The sequence below is a fragment of the Inquilinus sp. genome (assembly GCF_039594555.1).
Classification (GTDB): Bacteria; Pseudomonadota; Alphaproteobacteria; order DSM-16000; family Inquilinaceae; genus Inquilinus.
In genome coordinates, this window is sequence record NZ_JBCNNF010000123.1 from 1 (window position 1) to 16,825 (window position 16,825).

The window sequence follows — 16,825 nt, forward strand, 5'->3', positions numbered from 1 at the left end:
ACCTTGGGGAAATGCGGGTTGGCGGTCCAGTTGGCCTGGATCAGGGTGGTGCGCGGCGGCGCCCGGCCGACGCGGAACAGCTGGTCCACCGGGTCCTCCGGCCGGGTCGGGTTCCAGGAGAACCACAGCTCCGACCCCGGCTTGCGGATGGTCGGGCGCAAGAGGTCGAGGCTGCGCCGGGACAGGGACTGCGCCTCCTCCACCCAGGCGATGTCGTAGCCCTCAAGCGACTTGATGCTTTCGGCCGTGTGGTTCTGCATGCCCTGGAAGATGATCCGACCGCCGCCGGGCCCGAGGATGCGGTCGGCCTGGACGGTGAAGGCGGGGCCGAGGCCGAGCGCCCGGATCTTGTCCTCCAGCAGCCGCTTGACCGACTGGTCGAGCGAGCGCTGCACCTCGCGGATGCACACCGCCCGGGTCGGCGTCTCGAAGCAGCGCCGCACCAGCAGCTCGGCGAAGACATGCGACTTGCCGGAGCCGCGGCCGCCATGCACGGCCTTGTAGCGCGACGGCTTCGCCAGGCCCTTGAACTTGCGCGGCAGCTTCAGCGGCGGCAGGACGAGCGTCGTCCGCGGGACGAGCGTCGTCTGCGGGACGAGACCCTCCGGCGAGGCCGCACTCCCCCTCACCCTCCCGTCGGCTCCGCCGCCGGGCCCCTCCCTCTCCCCGAGGAGAGGGATGACGGAGCCCGCCGCGCCTTCCCTCTCCCCAGGGGAGAGGGAGGGGCCCAAGCCATGGGCTTGGGAGGGTGAGGGGGTTGCCCCGGCCTCTCCACCCGGCTCCCAGCCGTCGATCCCGTGATGGCGGCGAAACTCCCCGAAGGCCTGCTCCAGGCCGGGCGTGGCGGCGATGGAGCGGCGGGTGGTGCGGCGGCGGCCAAGGGCGCGCTCGGCCAGGTCGGTCAGCTTGCGCCGCACCTCGGGACGCGGGGGAATTCCCAGCCTTCGCCGCAACTCGACCGCCTCGAAGCAGGCGACCAGGATCTCGGCCCTGGCCAGCAGGCGGGACGCGCGGGAGCAGGAGCTGGCTTTCGCGTAGCCGACCTCGAGGACGGCGAGCCTGCCGTTGCCATGCCACGTGAATCACCTGGCGAACAACCGTTCCCTGGGCTCGACCTCCACGGCCCATGCGACGCCATCCTCCATGCCGCCCTCCCACGAAAACGCCCGCCGCGGCGGGGGCCGGACGGGCGCAACTCTTCGACTCTGCCTGGATTATGCGGTTCGACGGGACTTCGCGTCAAGAACAAAACAGGAACATGAAGGAAGATCAGCTCCCCGGCCCGTCACGGCTCCATGGCCGCCTCCCGCTCTCGTGAATCCAGGCCGATCGAGACCACGCCCTTGAAATTAGGGCATATGCCCATATAAGATCGAAAGAGCGCAGCTTGCACCTCAGCGGATTTCCGCGGCAGCGGCAGCGCAGGCGAATCAAGGACGACGCCTCATGACGGACGCGAGGATAACGGCCCTGCTGGATGATCCGGTCCGGGCGGCCCTGACGACGGCCAACCGGGCCCTTGCCCAAGGCGGCCCGCCGGCCTGGCGCTTCCTGCCCGAGGTCGCGCCCTTTGCCGCCATCGCGGACAGGACGGACCGAGCCTTCGCGGCCCTGGCGGCGCTGATACCGCCCGACGGGCGGGTCGCCCTCGTCACCGCCGACCCGGTGGCGCCGCCCGCCGCGCTGACCGTCGCCCTGCGATCGCCGATCGCCCAGATGGTGCTGGACCGGCCCGCCCCGGAGGAGCCGCCGGGCCCGGGCCACGTCGTGCTCGGCGCGGCCGACGTGCCCGAGATGATCGACCTGACCGGACGGACGCGCCCCGGCCCCTTCGGCCCGCGGACCATCGAGTTCGGCCACTATATCGGCCTTCGCATCGACGGCGCGCTCATGGCGATGGCGGGCGAGCGCATGCGGTTCGACCGCTTCGTCGAGATCAGCGCCGTCTGCGTCGATCCCGCCCACCGCGGCAAGGGCTTTGCCGCCCTGCTCATGATCCGGCTGGCGCGGCGGATCCAGGCCCGGGGACTGACGCCGTTCCTGCATGTCTTCGCCGACAATGCGAGCGCCATCGCGCTCTATGGGAAGCTCGGCTTCGCCCGGCGCCGGACGCTCCACCTGACGGTGTTGTCGGCAGCCGCCTGATGCCGGCCAGCCCTTCGCGGCGAATTCGGTGACAGTGCACGAATTCCGCCTGAGTAACGCGTCCGAGCCCCGGATCGGCATCGCAATCAATCATTAAGTGCACTGTCACCGAATTGATGCCGAGTCTCGTTGGAATGCGCCCCCGTCCGAGTAGGACGGGGGCTGGTCCACATAGATCTTACTGGAAGACGAAAACGGAAACGCCGCACTTGGAAACGCATCCCCCGAGAACCCCGGCGGCACCACCCCAGAACAGGGTGCTGGGAAGTTTATTCCCATGGGCGTCGATACGCCCGCCGGAGCTGCCGTCATTCAGTGAGATGCCCAAGACGTAATTGTTCTCGCCGAGTTGCTGATCCAGCAGTGACTCCACGCGATTGATGAAATCGTCTTCGCTGGACCCTTCCTGCGCGCAGCGCTGCAGAATCCAATAAAGGTCATCGCCAGAGATCTTTTCTCCTGGTTTCTTGGAGGCGAAGAACTCTTCCCGAGAGGTAGCCTTGTTCTTCAGCTGCTGCGGCTCAGTATAAATTTTGGCGGAAGCCATCTTCAAACTCCTATCAAGTGAGAATTAAAAAATTTACGATGCACCAATACAATGACTCTGGTCCTTATGGCAACAAAGAATCCTAACATCCGCGTTGCTAAAATTCGCGGAAAAATCATCGATCTTTATTGCCGTTCCAGCAGCGAACCCGCCCAACTAGTCCAGATCTTGCTAGCCGCCCCAGGCGTCAATTCGGTGACAGTGCACGAATGCCCGAGCCTAAAAGTGCACTGTCACCGAATTAATGTACCAAAAGTGCACTGTCACCGGTTTCCAACACCTACTCCTCAGCGTCATTGCGAGGAGGCGAAGCCGACGAAGCAATCCAGGGGCCGGTGCGCACCGGCCCCTGGATTGCTTCGCTGCGCTCGCAATGACGTCTTTAGGATTCCGAAATGGCGCTATGGCAGCAGCGGCGCCGCCCCTCACCCGTTCCCCAGGCTGCCGATCAGGCCTTCCAGGCCGCCCTGGTCCAGCTCCTGCTTCGCCGGCTGCACCGTGGGCGCCGTGACCGCCGTTGGCGGCACCAGCACCTTCGGCGCGCCCGTGGGCGCGGCGGTCGGGGCGATCGTCGCCGCCGTGGCGGGGGCGCCGGTGCCCGACCCGGCCGTGGCCACCGCCGCCGGCAGCGAGTCGTCGACGCCCAGCAGCGGCTTGACCGGCCGGCCGCGCTCAGCCTCGACCATGAAGTCGTGCCAGATCTTGGCCGGCAGGCTGCCGCCGGTCACCTTGTCCATCGGCGTGCCGTCGTCATTGCCGACCCAGACGCCGACCACGTAATCCGCGGTGAAGCCGATGAACCAGGCGTCGCGGTATCCCTGGCTGGTGCCGCTCTTGCCCGCCGAGGGCCGGTCCAGCCGGGCGCTGCGGCCGGTGCCGATGGTCATGGTGGCGGCCAGCATGCGGTTGATCGCCTCGACATGCCAGGGCAGCACCGCCTCGCCCGGGCCGCCGCCGTAGCGGGTGTAGATCGGGTCGGTGCCCGGCGCGCCGGTGATGCGGTCGACGCCGTAGGGCCAGACGCCGTTGCCGCTGTTGGCCAGCGCGGCATAGGCGGCCGTCAGCTCCAGCAGGTTGACCTCGCTGGTGCCCAGCGCCAGCGACAGCTCCGGCCGCAGCGGCGAGTTGATGCCCAGGCGCCGGGCCAGGCCGATGGTCTTGTCGATGCCGGAGCGCTGCAGCATGCGCACCGCGGCGGTGTTGTAGGATTTGGCCAGCGCCTCGCGCGCCGTCACCTCGCCATGGAACTTGCCGTCATAATTGCCGGGCGACCAGTTCTTGATCGTGATCGGCGCGTCCAGCACCAGGCTGTCCGGCGTCAGCCCCTGCTCCACCGCCGCCAGATAGGCGAACATCTTGAAGGAGGAGCCGGGCTGGCGCTGCGCCGTGACCGCGCGGTTGAACTGGCTCTGGCTGTAGCCGCGGCCGCCGACCATGGCCACCACCGCCCCGTCCGGCCGCATCGCCACCAGCGCCGCCTGGCTGGCGCCGACCTTGCCGCCATCCTCCGCCATCCGCGCGTCGACGATGCTTTCGGCGGCGCGCTGCAGCGACGGCACCAGCGTGGTCTGCACCGTCAGGGCCGGGGCCGCGGTGTTGGCGAAGTCCGGCACCTGGTCGGCGATCCAGTCGGCGAAGTAGCGGCTGCCCGAGCCGCCGCCCGGCCGGCGCGGCGGCACCGGCGGCTGCTCGTCGGCCGCCTGCAGCTGCTTGTCGGTGATGAAGCCGGCATCGACCATCGCCGCCAGCACCACGTCGGCGCGCTGCCGCGCCGCCTCCGGGTCCCGGTCCGGCGAGTAGCGCGACGGCGCCTTCAGCAGGCCGGCCAGGATCGCCGCCTGCTCCAGGTTCACATCGGTGGCCGGCACGCCGAAATAGGCCCGGGCCGCGGCGTCGATGCCGTAGGTGCCGGAGCCGAAATAGACCCGGTTGAGATAGGCGGTGAGGATCTGGTCCTTGGAGAAGTTCATCTCCAGCCACACCGCCAGGATCGCCTCCTGGATCTTGCGGCGGACCGTCCGCTCCGGCGTCAGGAACAGGTTCTTGGCGGCCTGCTGGGTGATGGTGGAGCCGCCCTGCACGGCGCGGCCGGCCCGGTAGTTCACCCACAGCGCCCGGGCCACGCCGATCGGGTCGATGCCGTAATGGTGGTAGAAGCGGCGGTCCTCGATCGCCATCACCGCCTGGGTCAGGTGCTTCGGCAGGGCCGAGGCCTGGACCATGTCGCCGGTCATGTCGCCGTAGCGGGCGATCTGGCCGCCGTCCGACGCCACCACGGTGATGGCCGTCCGACGCTCCGGCATCGCCACTTGGCGGATGTCGGGCAGGTCATAGGCGAAATAGGCGACGACGACGCCCAGCGCGATCACGCCCCAGATCGACAGCACCGCGCCCCATTTGGCGACGCCCCACAGCCAGTGGCGGCGGCCCGGGGACTTGCGCGGCTTCTGAGTCGATTTCGGCGGCGATTTGGAGCGACGCGGCGGGGACTTGGCGCCGGACGCGCTGGTCCGGGAGCGGCCACCGGTGGCGCGCAAGGCTGGTCTACCGGGGGAGCGGGTCGGCATAATGCTGAACTTATCTCGCGAGAATCCCGCAATATCAAGCCGGAATACGGCGGAATTCAGGAATCGGTCGAGGCTGTTGCGCCGCGGTGACGGGGTAAATTTCCCGACAACAAAATTTCACTTGCATCAGGGGGGCACCGACCGTATTTGACCTCTCGGAACGTATTCGCACGTGCCCCGGCCCACCCGGTCGACCAATCACCGACCCAGGTGGGCACAGCAACGACGTCACGCGTCTCCTCGGTCTGTCCGGCTTCGGCCGGCTGGGTTGAAGAGAAGTTTTTCGGTTGCAGGTGCGGAGAGGGTTCCTCTTCCGTGATTGTCTGGATGGTTTACCGGGTGTCGCCCATGGCGTCGTCCCGTAAATTCGTCTCTGCAATCCCGGATCCGCATGTGCCGCCGGGTTTCGTCGCCGGTGAGCAGAGGCGGGCGCCTCAGGCAACGGTTTGGTTTGAACTGGCTTGCCGTGAGGGATCAGTCCCCATGAACACCAAGATTGCCTCCTTCCTGGAAGAGCGACGTCCCGAGACCCCGTGCCTCGTGCTGGATCTCGACGTGGTCGCCGGCAACTATCAGGCCCTGGCCGCCGCCATGCCCGACAGCCGCATCTTCTACGCGGTGAAGGCGAACCCGGCGCCGGAGATCCTGTCGCTGCTGGCCGCGATGGGCTCATGCTTCGACACCGCCAGCGTCGTCGAGATCCGCGACGCCCTGGCCGCCGGCGCGACGCCGGACCGCGTGTCCTTCGGCAACACCATCAAGAAGCGGGTCGACATCGCCACCGCCTATGCCCTGGGCGTGCGCCTGTTCGCCTTCGACAGCGAGGCGGAGCTGCGCAAGATCGCCGAGGTCGCGCCGGGCAGCCGCGTGTTCTGCCGCATCCTGACCTCGGGCGAGGGCGCCGAATGGCCGCTGTCGCGCAAGTTCGGCTGCGAGCCGAGCATGGCGCGCGAGCTGCTGGCGATGGCGCCGGGCCTGGGCCTGGACGCCTATGGCGTGTCCTTCCATGTCGGGTCGCAGCAGCGCGACACCGGCGCCTGGGACCAGGCGCTGGAGTCGGCGGCGGGCATCTTCCGCGACCTGGCGGCCAAGGGCATCGAGCTGAAGATGGTCAATCTCGGCGGCGGCTTCCCGACCAAGTACCTGAAGGAGGTGCCGACGGCGGAGGCCTATGGCCGCGCCATCGACGCCAGCCTGCGCAACCATTTCGGCAACCGCCTGCCCGAGACCATCATCGAGCCGGGCCGCGGCATGGTCGGCAATGCCGGCGTGATCCAGACCGAGGTGGTGCTGATCTCGAACAAGTCGGCGAACGACAACACCCGCTGGGTGTATCTCGACATCGGCAAGTTCGGCGGCCTGGCCGAGACGATGGACGAGGCGATCCGCTACCCGATCAGCACCATCCATGACGGCGATGCATCCGAGCCCGCCATCCTGGCCGGCCCGACCTGCGACAGCGCCGACGTGCTGTACGAGAAGACGCCCTACCCGATGCCGGTTTCGCTCGCGATCGGCGACAAGGTGCTGATCCACGGCACCGGCGCCTACACGACGACCTATTCGGCGGTCGCCTTCAACGGCTTCGCCCCCCTCAAGGCCTATTACATCTGAAACCCTGAACGGTGGGGATTCGGGTCATGGACATCATGCGGGAGCGGCCGCGCCACGCGGCCGCCATCGGGAGCCTTGTCGTCGACTGCTTCGGCGAGGGGCGCTTCGGCAAGACCGTCTACCGGCTGCGCGACGGGGTGCGGCCGAACAACGAGCTCGGCCTGGTGGCGCTGGAGGATGGCGAGCTGGTGGGCACGCTGCGCTTCTGGCCGATCCATGTCGACGGCGTCGGCGAGACCATCCTGCTGGGCCCGCTCGCGGTGGCCGAGGGGCTGCGCTCGACCGGCGTCGGCTCCCGGCTGATGCGGGCCGGCCTGTCGCGCGCCGCCGCCTTCGGCCACCAGAGCGTGATCCTGGTCGGCGACGAGCCCTATTACCGCCGCTTCGGCTTCCGCCGCGACCTGACCCTCGGCCTGATGCTGCCGGGGCCGGTCGACTACGACCGGCTGCTGGGCCTCGAGCTGGTGCCGGGCGCGCTGGCCAACGCCCGTGGCATGATCGGCCGCGCCGACGGGATGCCGGTGCGCTACGAGACGGCGGCGGTCGCCTGACGGTCGACGGCGGCTCTCCCCCTCACCCTCCCGCCGCCAACGCGGCGGGCCCCTCCCTCTCCCCGAGGAGAGGGGAAACAAGGCCAACGCTCCATACACCTCTCCTTGGGGAGAGGTCGAAATCGCGGAGCGATTTCGGGTGAGGGGGCGGCTCCGGCCTGTCCTTATCTCTCCGTCCGCATCGCCGCATAATGCCCGTACAGCGCCAGGCTGGCGGCGACGGTGGCGTTGAGCGATTCGACCGCGCCGGTGGTCGGGATCGCCAGGCGGCGCAGCTCCAGGCCCGACGGCAGGCCCAGCCCCTCCTCGCCCAGCACCAGACGCAGGTCGCGCGGCCAGGCGAAGCCGGACAGGTCCTCGCCCTGGCCGTCCAGCGCCAGGAGCGGCCCCGCCGCCCCGGCTAGGCCGGACCAGGCCGGGCCGCGCCGCAGCTCCAGCGCGAATTGCGCGTTCGACGCGGCGCGCAGGCATTTCGGGTGGAACGGATGCGCCGCGTCGGCCAGCAGGATCACCCGCGACACGGCGAAGGCGGCGGCGCTGCGCAGCAGGGCGCCGAGATTGCTCGGGTCGCCGAGGGCGCAGACCAGCTCCAGCCCCTCGGGCGGTTGCGCCAGGTCGATCGCCGGCATCTCCGGCACCACCCCGACCAGGATCGGCAGGCCGGTGCCCGAGACGTCGAGCCGGTCGAACAGGGCACGGCCGAGGCGGATGCGCTCCAGGCCGGGCGGCGCGGCCGGCAGGTCCTCGGCGCCCGGCGGCAGCAGCAGCGATTCGAAGCGGCCGGGATGCGCGGCCAGCGCCTCGCCCACCGTCTTGCGCCCCGCCAGGAGGAAGCGGCGGTGCCTGCGCAGCCCGCGGCTCTCCAGCAGCGCCGCCCACAGCTTGGCGCGCGGGTTGTCCAGGCTCTCGATGATGCGCTCGGCCATTCCTCGCCTCTGGGGAGGCGCTTCGCCCTCCGCCCTTCCTCTCACTGTCATGCCCGGGCTTGACCCGGGCATCCAGAGGATGTCGACGCTCTCTGGATTGCCGGGTCAAGCCCGGCAATGACAGAAAAGGAGGCCGTCCGGGCCCTACCTGATCTCGAACACCGCCTCGACCTCGACGGCGCAGCCGAGCGGCAGCTGGGCCACGCCGACCGCGGCGCGGGCGTGCTTGCCGGCGTCGCCGAAGGCCTCGGCCATCAGGTCCGACGCGCCGTTGACCACCTTCGGCTGGTCGGTGAAGTCCGGCGTCGAGTTGACGAAGCCGCCCAGCTTCACCACCCGGACCACGCGGTCGAGGTCGCCCAGCGCCGCCTTGGCGGCGGCCAGGATGTTGATGGCGCAGATCCGGGCGCAGGCGTAGCCGTCCTCGACCTTGAACTCGGCGCCGAGCTTGCCGGTGTGGCTGATCTTGCCGTCGACGAAGGGCACCTGGCCGGAGATGTACAGCATGTTCCCCGAGATCACGGAGGGGACGTAGTTCGCCGCCGGCGCCGCGACGTTCGGAAGGGTGACGCCCTTCTCCTTCAGCCGCGCCTCGATGCTTCCTGCCATGGGTCGGTTCCCGTTCGCTCTGGTGACTCGAAGGCCGCACCATAGCCAGCACGGCCCGGCGGCGGAAGCCCGGGCCCGACCCGCTCCGGCCGAAGCGCGACGGATCATGCCGCAGCCGGAACAGAATACCGCTTTCCCCTGAGTCACTCTTGTCCCAAGGCCGGACACAGGCCCAGCAGGGAGTCGTTGACGGCGTCATGGTTTCATGACGTTATTATTACAGTCAGGCTACAATAGTGTGGCAGCCGCCATGTCATGGCACGGCGATCGATCTGTATTTCGGCCGGGCCGGGCCGATTTACCGAGAATTTATCGGGTCTCTCCTTGACAAGGATTGCGCACCGCAACACAGTCCCGCCGCATCCGCGCCGGAGCCGGAATTTGACCGGGCTCTGGACTTCGGAGTCAGGGATTTTGTTAAAATCCGCAAAACAGACACATGAACATCGGGGGTTTGTGACATGAAGGCGACGTGGACTTCCGTGCTGTCGATCTCGGCGCTGGCGCTCGCCGCCTCCGCCGCCACCAGCGCGATGGCCGAGCCGTCGGCCGAGCTGATCGCCGCGGCGAAGGCGGAGGGCGAGCTGACCACCATCGCCCTGCCCCATGACTGGTGCGGCTATGGCGGCGTCATCGACAGCTTCAAGGCCAAGTACGGCCTGAAGGTCAACGAGCTGAACCCCGACGCCGGCTCGGGCGACGAGGTCGAGGCGATCAAGGCCAACCGCGGAAATAAAGGGCCCCAAGCACCCGACGTCATCGACGTTGGCCTGTCCTTCGGCCCGTCGGCCAAGGCCGAGGGCCTGCTGGCGCCCTACAAGGTGTCGACTTGGGACAGCATCCCGGCCAGCGCCAAGGACCCGGAGGGCTACTGGTACGGCGACTATTACGGCGTGCTGGCCTTCGAGGTGAACAAGGACATCGTCAGCAAGATCCCGGCCGACTGGAAGGACCTGCTGGCCTCCGATTACGCCAACTCCGTCGCACTGGCCGGCGACCCGCGCACCTCGAACCAGGCGATCCTGGCCGTGCTGGCTGCCGGCCTGTCGACCGAGAAGGACGCCGCCAAGGCCGCCGAGGCCGGGCTGAAGTTCTTCGGCGAGCTGAACAAGGCCGGCAACTTCGTGCCGACCATCGGCAAGGCCGCCTCGGTCGCCCAGGGCGCCACCCCGATCGTGATCCGCTGGGACTACAACGCCCTCGGCGACCGCGACACGCTGAAGGGCAACCCGCAGATCGAGGTGGTGGTGCCGAAGTCGGGCGTCGTCGCCGGCGTCTATGTCCAGGCGATCAGCGCCTTCGCGCCGCATCCAAACGCCGCCAAGCTGTGGATGGAGCACCTGTATTCGGATGAAGGCCAGATCGGCTACCTGAAGGGCTATTGCCACCCGATCCGGTTCCAGAACCTGGCCGACACCAAGAAGATCCCCGACGACCTGCTGAAGGCCCTGCCGCCGGCCGAGGCCTATGCCGCGGCGGTGTTCCCGAGCCTGGACGACCAGAACAAGGCCAAGGAGATCATCACCAAGCAGTGGGACTCCGTGGTCGGCGCTAACGTCAAGTAACCCGACGCGATGCGCTTGAGGCCGCACCGCTCCCTGCCCTACGCTGGGCCCGGGGGACGGCGCGGCCTCTTGCGCCTTCCCGCCTCGCGGCAGGTCTCCACCAGCAGGCGCCGATGACCCAGGCCTCCATCGCAGCCCCCCTCGCCGCGCCGGCCAAGCCCGGCAAGCTCTCCTGGGCTTGGCTTGGGGTGGCGCCCTTCTTCCTGTTCGCCCTCCTGTTCCTGGTCCTGCCGACCGTCACCCTGCTGATCGGCAGCTTCCAGACGCCGGACGGGTCCTTCACTCTCAAGAACATCGGCGACCTCTTCCAGCAGTCGATCGTCGATGCGTACTGGATCTCGATCCGGGTCAGCGCCGCCTCGGCCCTGCTGGGCGCGCTGATCGGCTTCTTTCTGGCCTATGCCGTGGTGATGGGCGGCCTGCCGGGCTGGATCCGCCCGACGCTGATGACCTTCTGCGGGGTCGCCTCGAACTTCGCCGGCGTGCCGCTGGCCTTCGCCTTCATCTCGACACTGGGCCGGCTCGGCCTGGTGACGATCCTGTTCGACACCTACCTCGCCCCCGTCCTCGGCTTCCGGCTGTACCAGACCGGCTTCAACCTGCTGAGCTTCTGGGGCCTGACCCTGACCTATCTCTATTTCCAGATCCCGCTGATGGTGCTGATCCTGGCGCCGGCGCTGGACGGGCTGAAGAAGGAGTGGCGAGAGGCGTCGTCGATCCTCGGCGCCACCACCGGGCAATACTGGCGCATGATCGCCCTGCCGGTGCTGTGGCCCTCGATCGTCGGCACCACGCTGCTGCTGTTCGCCAACGCCTTCGGCGCCATCGCCACGGCCTATGCGCTGACCGGCAGCTCGCTGAACATCGTGCCGATCCTGCTCTACGCCCAGATCCGCGGCGACGTTCTGCACAACCCCAATCTGGGCTATGCCCTGGCACTCGGCATGATCCTGATCACCGGCCTGTCCAACGGCCTCTACATGGTGCTGCGCGCCCGCAGCGAACGGTGGCTGCGATGAAGCAGAGCCGCATCGGCGCCTGGATCGCGCTCATCATCGGCACGCTGTACTTCATCGTGCCGCTGATCGGCACGCTGGAGTTCTCGCTGCGCATGCGCCGCGGCGAATACAGCTTCGACGCCTATCGCATCGTGCTGGCCGACCCGGGCTTCCAGGCCAGCTTCCTCTATTCCTGCATTCTGGCACTGGCGACCATCCTGGTCGGCGTACTGCTGGTAGTGCCGACCGCCTACTGGGTGCGGCTGCGCCTGCCGCGGCTGCGCCCGATCATCGAGTTCATCACCCTGCTGCCGCTGGTGATCCCGGCAATCGTGCTGGTGTTCGGCTATGTCCAGATGTTCAACACCTCGTCCTGGCTGCCGCTGCTGGGCAGCGAGCGCGGCACCGACCTGCTGCTGACCTTCGGCTATGTCACCCTGGCGCTGCCCTACATGTACCGGGCGGTCGACACCGGGCTGCAGTCGATCGACGTCCGCACCCTGACCGAGGCGGCGGAGAGCCTGGGCGCCGGCCGCGCCCGCATCCTGTTCCGGGTGATTCTGCCGAATGTCCGTTCGGCGGTGCTGAGCGGCGCCTTCCTGACCTTCGCCATCGTCATCGGCGAGTTCACCTTCGCCAGCCTGCTGAACCGGCCTGCCTTCGGCCCCTATCTTCAGCTGGTCGGCGCCAACCGCGCCTATGAGCCGGCGGCGCTGGCGATCATCGCCTTCGTCGTCACCTGGGCCTGCATGGGCCTGCTGCAGCTATTCGGCCGCGGCCGCCGCGGCGCCTCCCCGGCGACGCGATGACCTGCCTCTTGACCGCATTCGACCGCGCCGGACGGGCGCCAGAAGCCAGGTGATGTGATGGACACGGCGACCGACTTTCTTGATATCAGCGGCCTGCGCAAGAGCTACGGCCAGAACACCGTGGTCCACAATTTCGACCTCGGGGTGAAGCGCGGCGAGTTCATCTCCTTCCTCGGGCCCTCCGGCTGCGGCAAGACCACGACGCTGCGCATGGTTGCCGGCTTCGAGATCCCGACCGCGGGGGCCATCCGCATCGACGGCCGCGACGTCACCCGCCTGCGGCCGAACCAGCGCAATGTCGGCATGGTGTTCCAGGCCTATGCGCTGTTCCCGAACATGACCGTAGCCGACAACGTCGCCTTCGGTCTGCGGGTGGCGAAGAAGCCGGCCGCCGACATCGACCGCCGGGTCAAGGAGATGCTGGAGCTGATCAAGCTGCCGCATCTGGCCGAGCGCTTCCCCTACCAGCTGTCCGGCGGGCAGCAGCAGCGCGTCGCCCTGGCCCGCGCCCTGGCCAACCAGCCGAAGGTGCTGCTGCTGGACGAGCCGCTGTCGGCGCTGGACGCCAAGATCCGCGTGTCGCTGCGCAGCGAGATCAAGGCGCTGCAGCGCGACCTGGGCATCACCACCATCTTCGTCACGCACGACCAGGAAGAAGCCCTGTCGATGTCGGACCGGATCGTGGTGATGAACGAGGGCTATGCCGAGCAGGTCGGCACGCCGTTCGAGATCTACAACTATCCGCGCACCCGCTTCGTCGCCTCCTTCGTCGGCACGCTGAACATGCTGCGCGGCCAGGTGGTCGACGCCGCCGGCCAGCGCATCCGCGTCGACGGCCAGGACATCCTGGCGGCCCGCGGCGTCAGCGACGCCAAGGACGGCGAGATCCGCTCCATCGCGCTGCGGCCGGAGGCGATCACCCTGGCCGGCTCGGCCGAGGACCAGGGCCCCGGCCGCAACCGCATGCAGGGCACGATCGAGGATGTGAACTTCCTCGGCGCCGTGGTGCGCGTCCGGGTGCGGTTCCAGGAGGCTACGGTCTCGCTCGACACCTTCAACAGCCCCAGCGTCTCCCCGCCCGAGCGCGGCCAGCCGGTCACCATCACCTTCGGCCGCGACGATGTGCTGGTGCTGGAGGGCGAGCACGGCTGAGGCGGCGGCCCGATACTGCACCTGGCGCGGCCGTCTGACGGCGCACTCGAAGCTTCCGGCGCCCGCGCACCAAATGTGCGCTGCACTCTGGTTCTCGAAATCACCGTCGGCCGACTCACGCCAGCGCAGTCTCGAACGGCCTCCGAGAGTCAGACCCCGTACTTGCTGAGGTCCGGCCGCTTCGCCAGGGCGGTGCGGACGATGGTCTCGACCCGGTCGCGCTCAGCCCCCTGCAGCTCCAGCCGCGGCTGGCGCACGGTGGTGGAGGTGCCGCGCACAATCGCCTCGGCCAGCTTGACGTTCTGGACGAAGCGCAGCGACACGTCGAGATGCAGCAGCGGCATGAACCAGCGATAGATCTCCAGCGCCTCCGGGATCCGCCCGGCCGCGACCAGCTTGTGGATCGCCACCGTCTCGCGCGGGAAGGCGCAGACCAGGCCGGCGACCCAGCCGACCGCGCCCAGCATCAGGCTTTCCAGCGCCAGGTCGTCGACCCCGGTGAAGATGTCGTAGCGGTCGCCCACCGTGTTCATGATGTCGGTGATGCGGCGGACGTCGCCCGAGGATTCCTTGATCGCGACGAAGTTCTTCTCGTCCGCCATCTCGGCGAACATTTCCGGCGTGATGTCGACCGCATAGGCGATCGGGTTGTTGTAGACCATGATCGGCAGGCCGGTCGCCTGCGCCACGGTGCGGAAATGCTGGATGGTCTCGCGCCGGTCGGAGACGTAGCGCATCGCCGGCAGCAGCATCAGCCCGTCCATCCCGGCCGCCGCCGCCCGCTCCGCCAGCTTGACCGCGGCCCGGGTCGAATCCTCGGCCACGGTCAGCAGCACCGGGTGGCCGCCCGCCGCCTCCTTGGACGCGCCGGCGATCGCCATCTTTTCGTCGGCGGTCAGGGTGCTGGCCTCGCCGATCGAGCCGCAGCAGATGATGCCGTCGACCCCGTTCTCGATCTGGAACGCGACATCCGCGCGCACCCCGGCCAGGTCGACCTCCTGCGCCGCATCCATCTTGGTGGTGATCGCCGTGTAGACCCCGGCCCAGCGCTGCCCCGCCATCGTCTCGCATCCCTTTGTGATCGGCCGCTCTTTGGTTTGCGGCGTTCCCCAGCATATCTTCTGTATTTAATTTGTCGACAAAATCCGCCAGGCGACCGCCTCCGCCCCAACCCGAGCGAGGCGAGCCCTTCGCTGGCGACATTGCACCGCAGCATTTCCTGCAGATCTATGTTGCAGTGCGAAAGAGTATGATCATACTTATCGAATGCAGGGAGACGTGACGACAGCCCCGATCGGGGCGCCGCTCCGCCCTCTTTGCACCACATTTTACGGGCATTTGTCCGGCCTTCCGACACAAGGCCGTGGTCGAATGATCCGGATCAACAGGTGAAGGTTTTCGGGAGCACTCCAATGCCTGCCGTCAAGAATGTCCGCTACGTCACCAAGCGCGAACTGCCGACGGTTGACGATGCCCTGTATGCCGCCGAGGGTCTGACCGCCGATTTCGAGGAGCGGCTGCAGATCGCCGCCGAGCTGAGCGGCCTGTCGATTGACGAAGTCCGCGCCGCCGCCGAGGCCCAGGCCGCCGAGATGGCGAAGAAGTCGACCCTGCGCATCACCTCGACCATCCGGTCGAACACCGGCAGCGCCGTGGTGGTCGAACGTCGCCGCACCCGCACCGTGATGATGCCGCGGTCGCTGACCCTGGCCTGATCCCCGGCCCCGCGCGGTCCGGGATCTTCTGACCGAGTTCTGTGGCCTCCTCCGGCGACGGGGGAGGCCACTTGTGTTTTGGGCTACCGCATTCCGGCCGGGGCCGCGATGGCCCACAGCGTGGTGCTGCCCCGGCTGTCCGGATCGTAAGGCGCCGATTCGAAGGCGATGGTCCGGCCATCGGCCGACCAGCCGGGCGCGCCGTCATAGCCGCAATTGACCGTCAGCCGCACCGGCGTGCCACCCGTTGCCGGGATCACGAACAGATTGGCGTTGGCCAGCCCGGCCCCTCCGGCCGAGTAGACGATCCAGGCGCCGCTCGGCGACCAGGACGGGTCGGTGTTGCCGCGGGACGGGGCCTTGGTGACGTTGAGTAGATTGCCGCCGGCGGCATCGATCGTCATCACATCCCACTGGTCGGGCTTGACCTGGCGCTGGAAGGCGATCTTGTCGCCGCGCGGCGACCATTGCGGCTGCCGGTCGTCGGCGCCCCGGGTCAGCCGGACCAGGCCGCTGCCGTCGATCTTCATCTTCCACAGCTCGCCGGCGCCGTCCGGGTTCGCCTCGCTGTGCGACTCGAATACGATCCACTGGCTGCGGTCGGCCAGCACCGGCGAGATCGACGGCTCCCAGGCCAGCAAGCCCGGCCGGTTGGTCAGCCGCCTCGCCGCGCCAGCGGCGGCCGGAACGATATAGATCTCGTCGCGGTCCACGACATCCGAGGAATAGACCACGGCATTGCCCGCCGCGCTCCAGCACTGGCCCGGCAGGTTGACGCTCTGCGCTCCGGCGCGGGGGCTGAGCGCCCGGGTCGGGGCGCCGCCGGCGGCCGGCACCGTCCAGACGATGGCGCCGCCCTGGTTGTAGCGGCGCTTGAAGTTGGTGAAGGCCAGCGCCGTCCCGTCCGGCGACAGGCATGGATTCTGCAGGCTGCCGGCAACGCCGGTGACCGGGATCGGCCTGGCCGCATCGCCGCGGCAGGTCTGGGCGGCCGCGGCCAGAGGGCCGGCAGCCAGCACGGCGGCCAGCGCCCATGCGCATCGTCTCATCGCTCGCACTCCCCCGAAATCGGCCGGCTTCGCCCCGATGGCGATGCACCGGCCCGGGAACTGTCGGGGACGCCGGCATAGGACAACAATCCCTCTACTCTCGGGGGTTGCTTATCGCAGCGAATTCCGGCCGATCGGGAATGCGGCGCGAGCGGCTTTCCCGCCGCCGGTCCCGCCCCATATCATCGCGGGCGTGCCGCTCCCGGCGCGGCCGAGCGGAAGGGTCTTGCATTGGATCTCGTGGACGACGCCCTGCGCGACCGGGCCCGCCGGGCCGACATTGCGCCCGAATGGACCGACGTCAGCGGCCGGACCCGCAGCGTGGCGCCCGAGACGCTGGAGCGGCTGCTGGCCCTGATCGGCGTGAATGGTGAGACGGCCGCGGTGCCGCCGTTGGTCACCGGCACGGCCGGCCAGGCGATCCCCCTGCCTCCGGCGGCCGGCACCGGCGCCGCCGCACTGGTCTTCGACTCCGGCGAGCGGATCGACGTCACCGTCTATCCCGGCGATGACGGGCGCAGCTGGCTGGCGCCGGTCGACCGGGCCGGCTATCACCGGCTGCTGCTGCGCGACCGCGA

At 68.5% G+C, this 16,825-nt stretch carries 15 protein-coding genes and 1 pseudogene; 9 read left to right on the plus strand and 7 right to left on the minus strand.

The window, feature by feature from the left end; genetic code table 11:
• On the minus strand, nucleotides 1-629 hold a 629-nt coding region (locus ABDW35_RS15060; RefSeq protein ID WP_343714695.1), incomplete at its 3' end, for a PBSX family phage terminase large subunit.
• An 817-nt stretch (nucleotides 630-1,446) separates the two neighbouring features.
• Here ABDW35_RS15060 and ABDW35_RS15065 point away from each other — a divergent pair.
• The gene (locus ABDW35_RS15065; protein ID WP_343714696.1) at nucleotides 1,447-2,145 is read left to right on the plus strand and encodes a GNAT family N-acetyltransferase; all 699 of its coding nucleotides are present in this window, start codon (nucleotides 1,447-1,449) and stop codon (nucleotides 2,143-2,145) included.
• Between the two features lie 178 nt (nucleotides 2,146-2,323).
• On the opposite strand, the gene ABDW35_RS15070 is transcribed toward ABDW35_RS15065, so the two are convergent.
• Together ABDW35_RS15070 and ABDW35_RS15075 are read right to left on the minus strand one after the other, a co-directional pair.
• A complete protein-coding gene (locus ABDW35_RS15070; RefSeq protein WP_343714697.1) occupies nucleotides 2,324-2,692 on the minus strand; it encodes a hypothetical protein in 369 nt (122 codons plus the stop codon).
• Between the two features lie 425 nt (nucleotides 2,693-3,117).
• Entirely contained in the window at nucleotides 3,118-5,229 is a 2,112-nt protein-coding gene (locus tag ABDW35_RS15075) for a PBP1A family penicillin-binding protein (RefSeq protein ID WP_343714698.1), read from the minus strand.
• A gap of 513 nt (nucleotides 5,230-5,742) precedes the next feature.
• Here ABDW35_RS15075 and ABDW35_RS15080 point away from each other — a divergent pair.
• Both ABDW35_RS15080 and ABDW35_RS15085 read left to right on the plus strand, forming a co-directional pair.
• Complete coding sequence (locus tag ABDW35_RS15080) at nucleotides 5,743-6,873, plus strand: type III PLP-dependent enzyme (RefSeq protein ID WP_343714699.1); 1,131 nt, start codon at nucleotides 5,743-5,745, stop codon at nucleotides 6,871-6,873.
• A 26-nt stretch (nucleotides 6,874-6,899) separates the two neighbouring features.
• The gene (locus ABDW35_RS15085; RefSeq protein WP_343714700.1) at nucleotides 6,900-7,424 is read left to right on the plus strand and encodes an N-acetyltransferase; all 525 of its coding nucleotides are present in this window, start codon (nucleotides 6,900-6,902) and stop codon (nucleotides 7,422-7,424) included.
• Between the two features lie 164 nt (nucleotides 7,425-7,588).
• On the opposite strand, the gene ABDW35_RS15090 is transcribed toward ABDW35_RS15085, so the two are convergent.
• Both ABDW35_RS15090 and ABDW35_RS15095 read right to left on the minus strand, forming a co-directional pair.
• A complete protein-coding gene (locus ABDW35_RS15090; protein ID WP_343714701.1) occupies nucleotides 7,589-8,350 on the minus strand; it encodes an RNA methyltransferase in 762 nt (253 codons plus the stop codon).
• A 144-nt stretch (nucleotides 8,351-8,494) separates the two neighbouring features.
• Complete coding sequence (locus ABDW35_RS15095; RefSeq protein ID WP_343714702.1) at nucleotides 8,495-8,959, minus strand: RidA family protein; 465 nt, start codon at nucleotides 8,957-8,959, stop codon at nucleotides 8,495-8,497.
• 461 nt (nucleotides 8,960-9,420) lie between these two features.
• On the opposite strand from ABDW35_RS15095, the gene ABDW35_RS15100 reads away from it, so the two are divergent.
• The 4 genes from ABDW35_RS15100 (at nucleotide 9,421) to ABDW35_RS15115 (ending at nucleotide 13,483) form a co-directional block, all read left to right on the plus strand.
• Nucleotides 9,421-10,524, plus strand: a complete 1,104-nt coding sequence (locus tag ABDW35_RS15100) for an ABC transporter substrate-binding protein (RefSeq protein ID WP_343714703.1) — start codon at nucleotides 9,421-9,423, stop codon at nucleotides 10,522-10,524.
• Nucleotides 10,525-10,637: 113 nt separating this feature from the next.
• Nucleotides 10,638-11,543 (plus strand): ABC transporter permease subunit, encoded by a 906-nt coding sequence (locus tag ABDW35_RS15105; protein WP_343714704.1) that lies wholly within the window; start codon nucleotides 10,638-10,640, stop codon nucleotides 11,541-11,543.
• Nucleotides 11,540-12,331 carry an ABC transporter permease gene (locus ABDW35_RS15110; RefSeq protein ID WP_343714705.1) on the plus strand — a complete coding sequence of 264 codons (792 nt, stop codon included), beginning with the start codon at nucleotides 11,540-11,542 and terminating at the stop codon, nucleotides 12,329-12,331. Before ABDW35_RS15105 ends, ABDW35_RS15110 begins: the two co-directional genes overlap by 4 nt.
• A gap of 57 nt (nucleotides 12,332-12,388) precedes the next feature.
• Nucleotides 12,389-13,483, plus strand: a complete 1,095-nt coding sequence (locus ABDW35_RS15115; protein ID WP_343714706.1) for an ABC transporter ATP-binding protein — start codon at nucleotides 12,389-12,391, stop codon at nucleotides 13,481-13,483.
• Between the two features lie 149 nt (nucleotides 13,484-13,632).
• Here the strand turns inward: ABDW35_RS15115 and ABDW35_RS15120 are convergent, their stop codons facing one another.
• Nucleotides 13,633-14,544: a dihydrodipicolinate synthase family protein gene (locus ABDW35_RS15120; RefSeq protein WP_343714707.1), complete on the minus strand. Its 912-nt coding sequence runs from the start codon at nucleotides 14,542-14,544 to the stop codon at nucleotides 13,633-13,635.
• 351 nt (nucleotides 14,545-14,895) lie between these two features.
• Between ABDW35_RS15120 and ABDW35_RS15125 the strand changes: the two genes are divergently transcribed.
• On the plus strand, nucleotides 14,896-15,198 hold the full coding sequence (locus tag ABDW35_RS15125) for a hypothetical protein (protein WP_343714708.1): 303 nt from the start codon (nucleotides 14,896-14,898) through the stop codon (nucleotides 15,196-15,198).
• Between the two features lie 83 nt (nucleotides 15,199-15,281).
• Here the strand turns inward: ABDW35_RS15125 and ABDW35_RS15130 are convergent, their stop codons facing one another.
• A complete protein-coding gene (locus tag ABDW35_RS15130; RefSeq protein ID WP_343714709.1) occupies nucleotides 15,282-16,247 on the minus strand; it encodes a hypothetical protein in 966 nt (321 codons plus the stop codon).
• A gap of 231 nt (nucleotides 16,248-16,478) precedes the next feature.
• Here ABDW35_RS15130 and ABDW35_RS15135 point away from each other — a divergent pair.
• Nucleotides 16,479-16,825, plus strand: a pseudogene (locus ABDW35_RS15135) (hypothetical protein); the annotation flags it as partial.

Bases quoted from the DNA above. Each gene is read 5' to 3' on its own strand.
- ABDW35_RS15065 (WP_343714696.1), top strand. From the start codon at position 1,447: ATGACGGACGCGAGGATAACGGCCCTGCTGGATGATCCGGTCCGGGCG.
- ABDW35_RS15070 (WP_343714697.1), bottom strand. From the start codon at position 2,692: ATGGCTTCCGCCAAAATTTATACTGAGCCGCAGCAGCTGAAGAACAAG.
- ABDW35_RS15080 (WP_343714699.1), top strand. From the start codon at position 5,743: ATGAACACCAAGATTGCCTCCTTCCTGGAAGAGCGACGTCCCGAGACC.
- ABDW35_RS15085 (WP_343714700.1), top strand. From the start codon at position 6,900: ATGGACATCATGCGGGAGCGGCCGCGCCACGCGGCCGCCATCGGGAGC.
- ABDW35_RS15090 (WP_343714701.1), bottom strand. From the start codon at position 8,350: ATGGCCGAGCGCATCATCGAGAGCCTGGACAACCCGCGCGCCAAGCTG.
- ABDW35_RS15095 (WP_343714702.1), bottom strand. From the start codon at position 8,959: ATGGCAGGAAGCATCGAGGCGCGGCTGAAGGAGAAGGGCGTCACCCTT.
- ABDW35_RS15100 (WP_343714703.1), top strand. From the start codon at position 9,421: ATGAAGGCGACGTGGACTTCCGTGCTGTCGATCTCGGCGCTGGCGCTC.
- ABDW35_RS15105 (WP_343714704.1), top strand. From the start codon at position 10,638: ATGACCCAGGCCTCCATCGCAGCCCCCCTCGCCGCGCCGGCCAAGCCC.
- ABDW35_RS15110 (WP_343714705.1), top strand. From the start codon at position 11,540: ATGAAGCAGAGCCGCATCGGCGCCTGGATCGCGCTCATCATCGGCACG.
- ABDW35_RS15115 (WP_343714706.1), top strand. From the start codon at position 12,389: ATGGACACGGCGACCGACTTTCTTGATATCAGCGGCCTGCGCAAGAGC.
- ABDW35_RS15120 (WP_343714707.1), bottom strand. From the start codon at position 14,544: ATGGCGGGGCAGCGCTGGGCCGGGGTCTACACGGCGATCACCACCAAG.
- ABDW35_RS15125 (WP_343714708.1), top strand. From the start codon at position 14,896: ATGCCTGCCGTCAAGAATGTCCGCTACGTCACCAAGCGCGAACTGCCG.
- ABDW35_RS15130 (WP_343714709.1), bottom strand. From the start codon at position 16,247: ATGAGACGATGCGCATGGGCGCTGGCCGCCGTGCTGGCTGCCGGCCCT.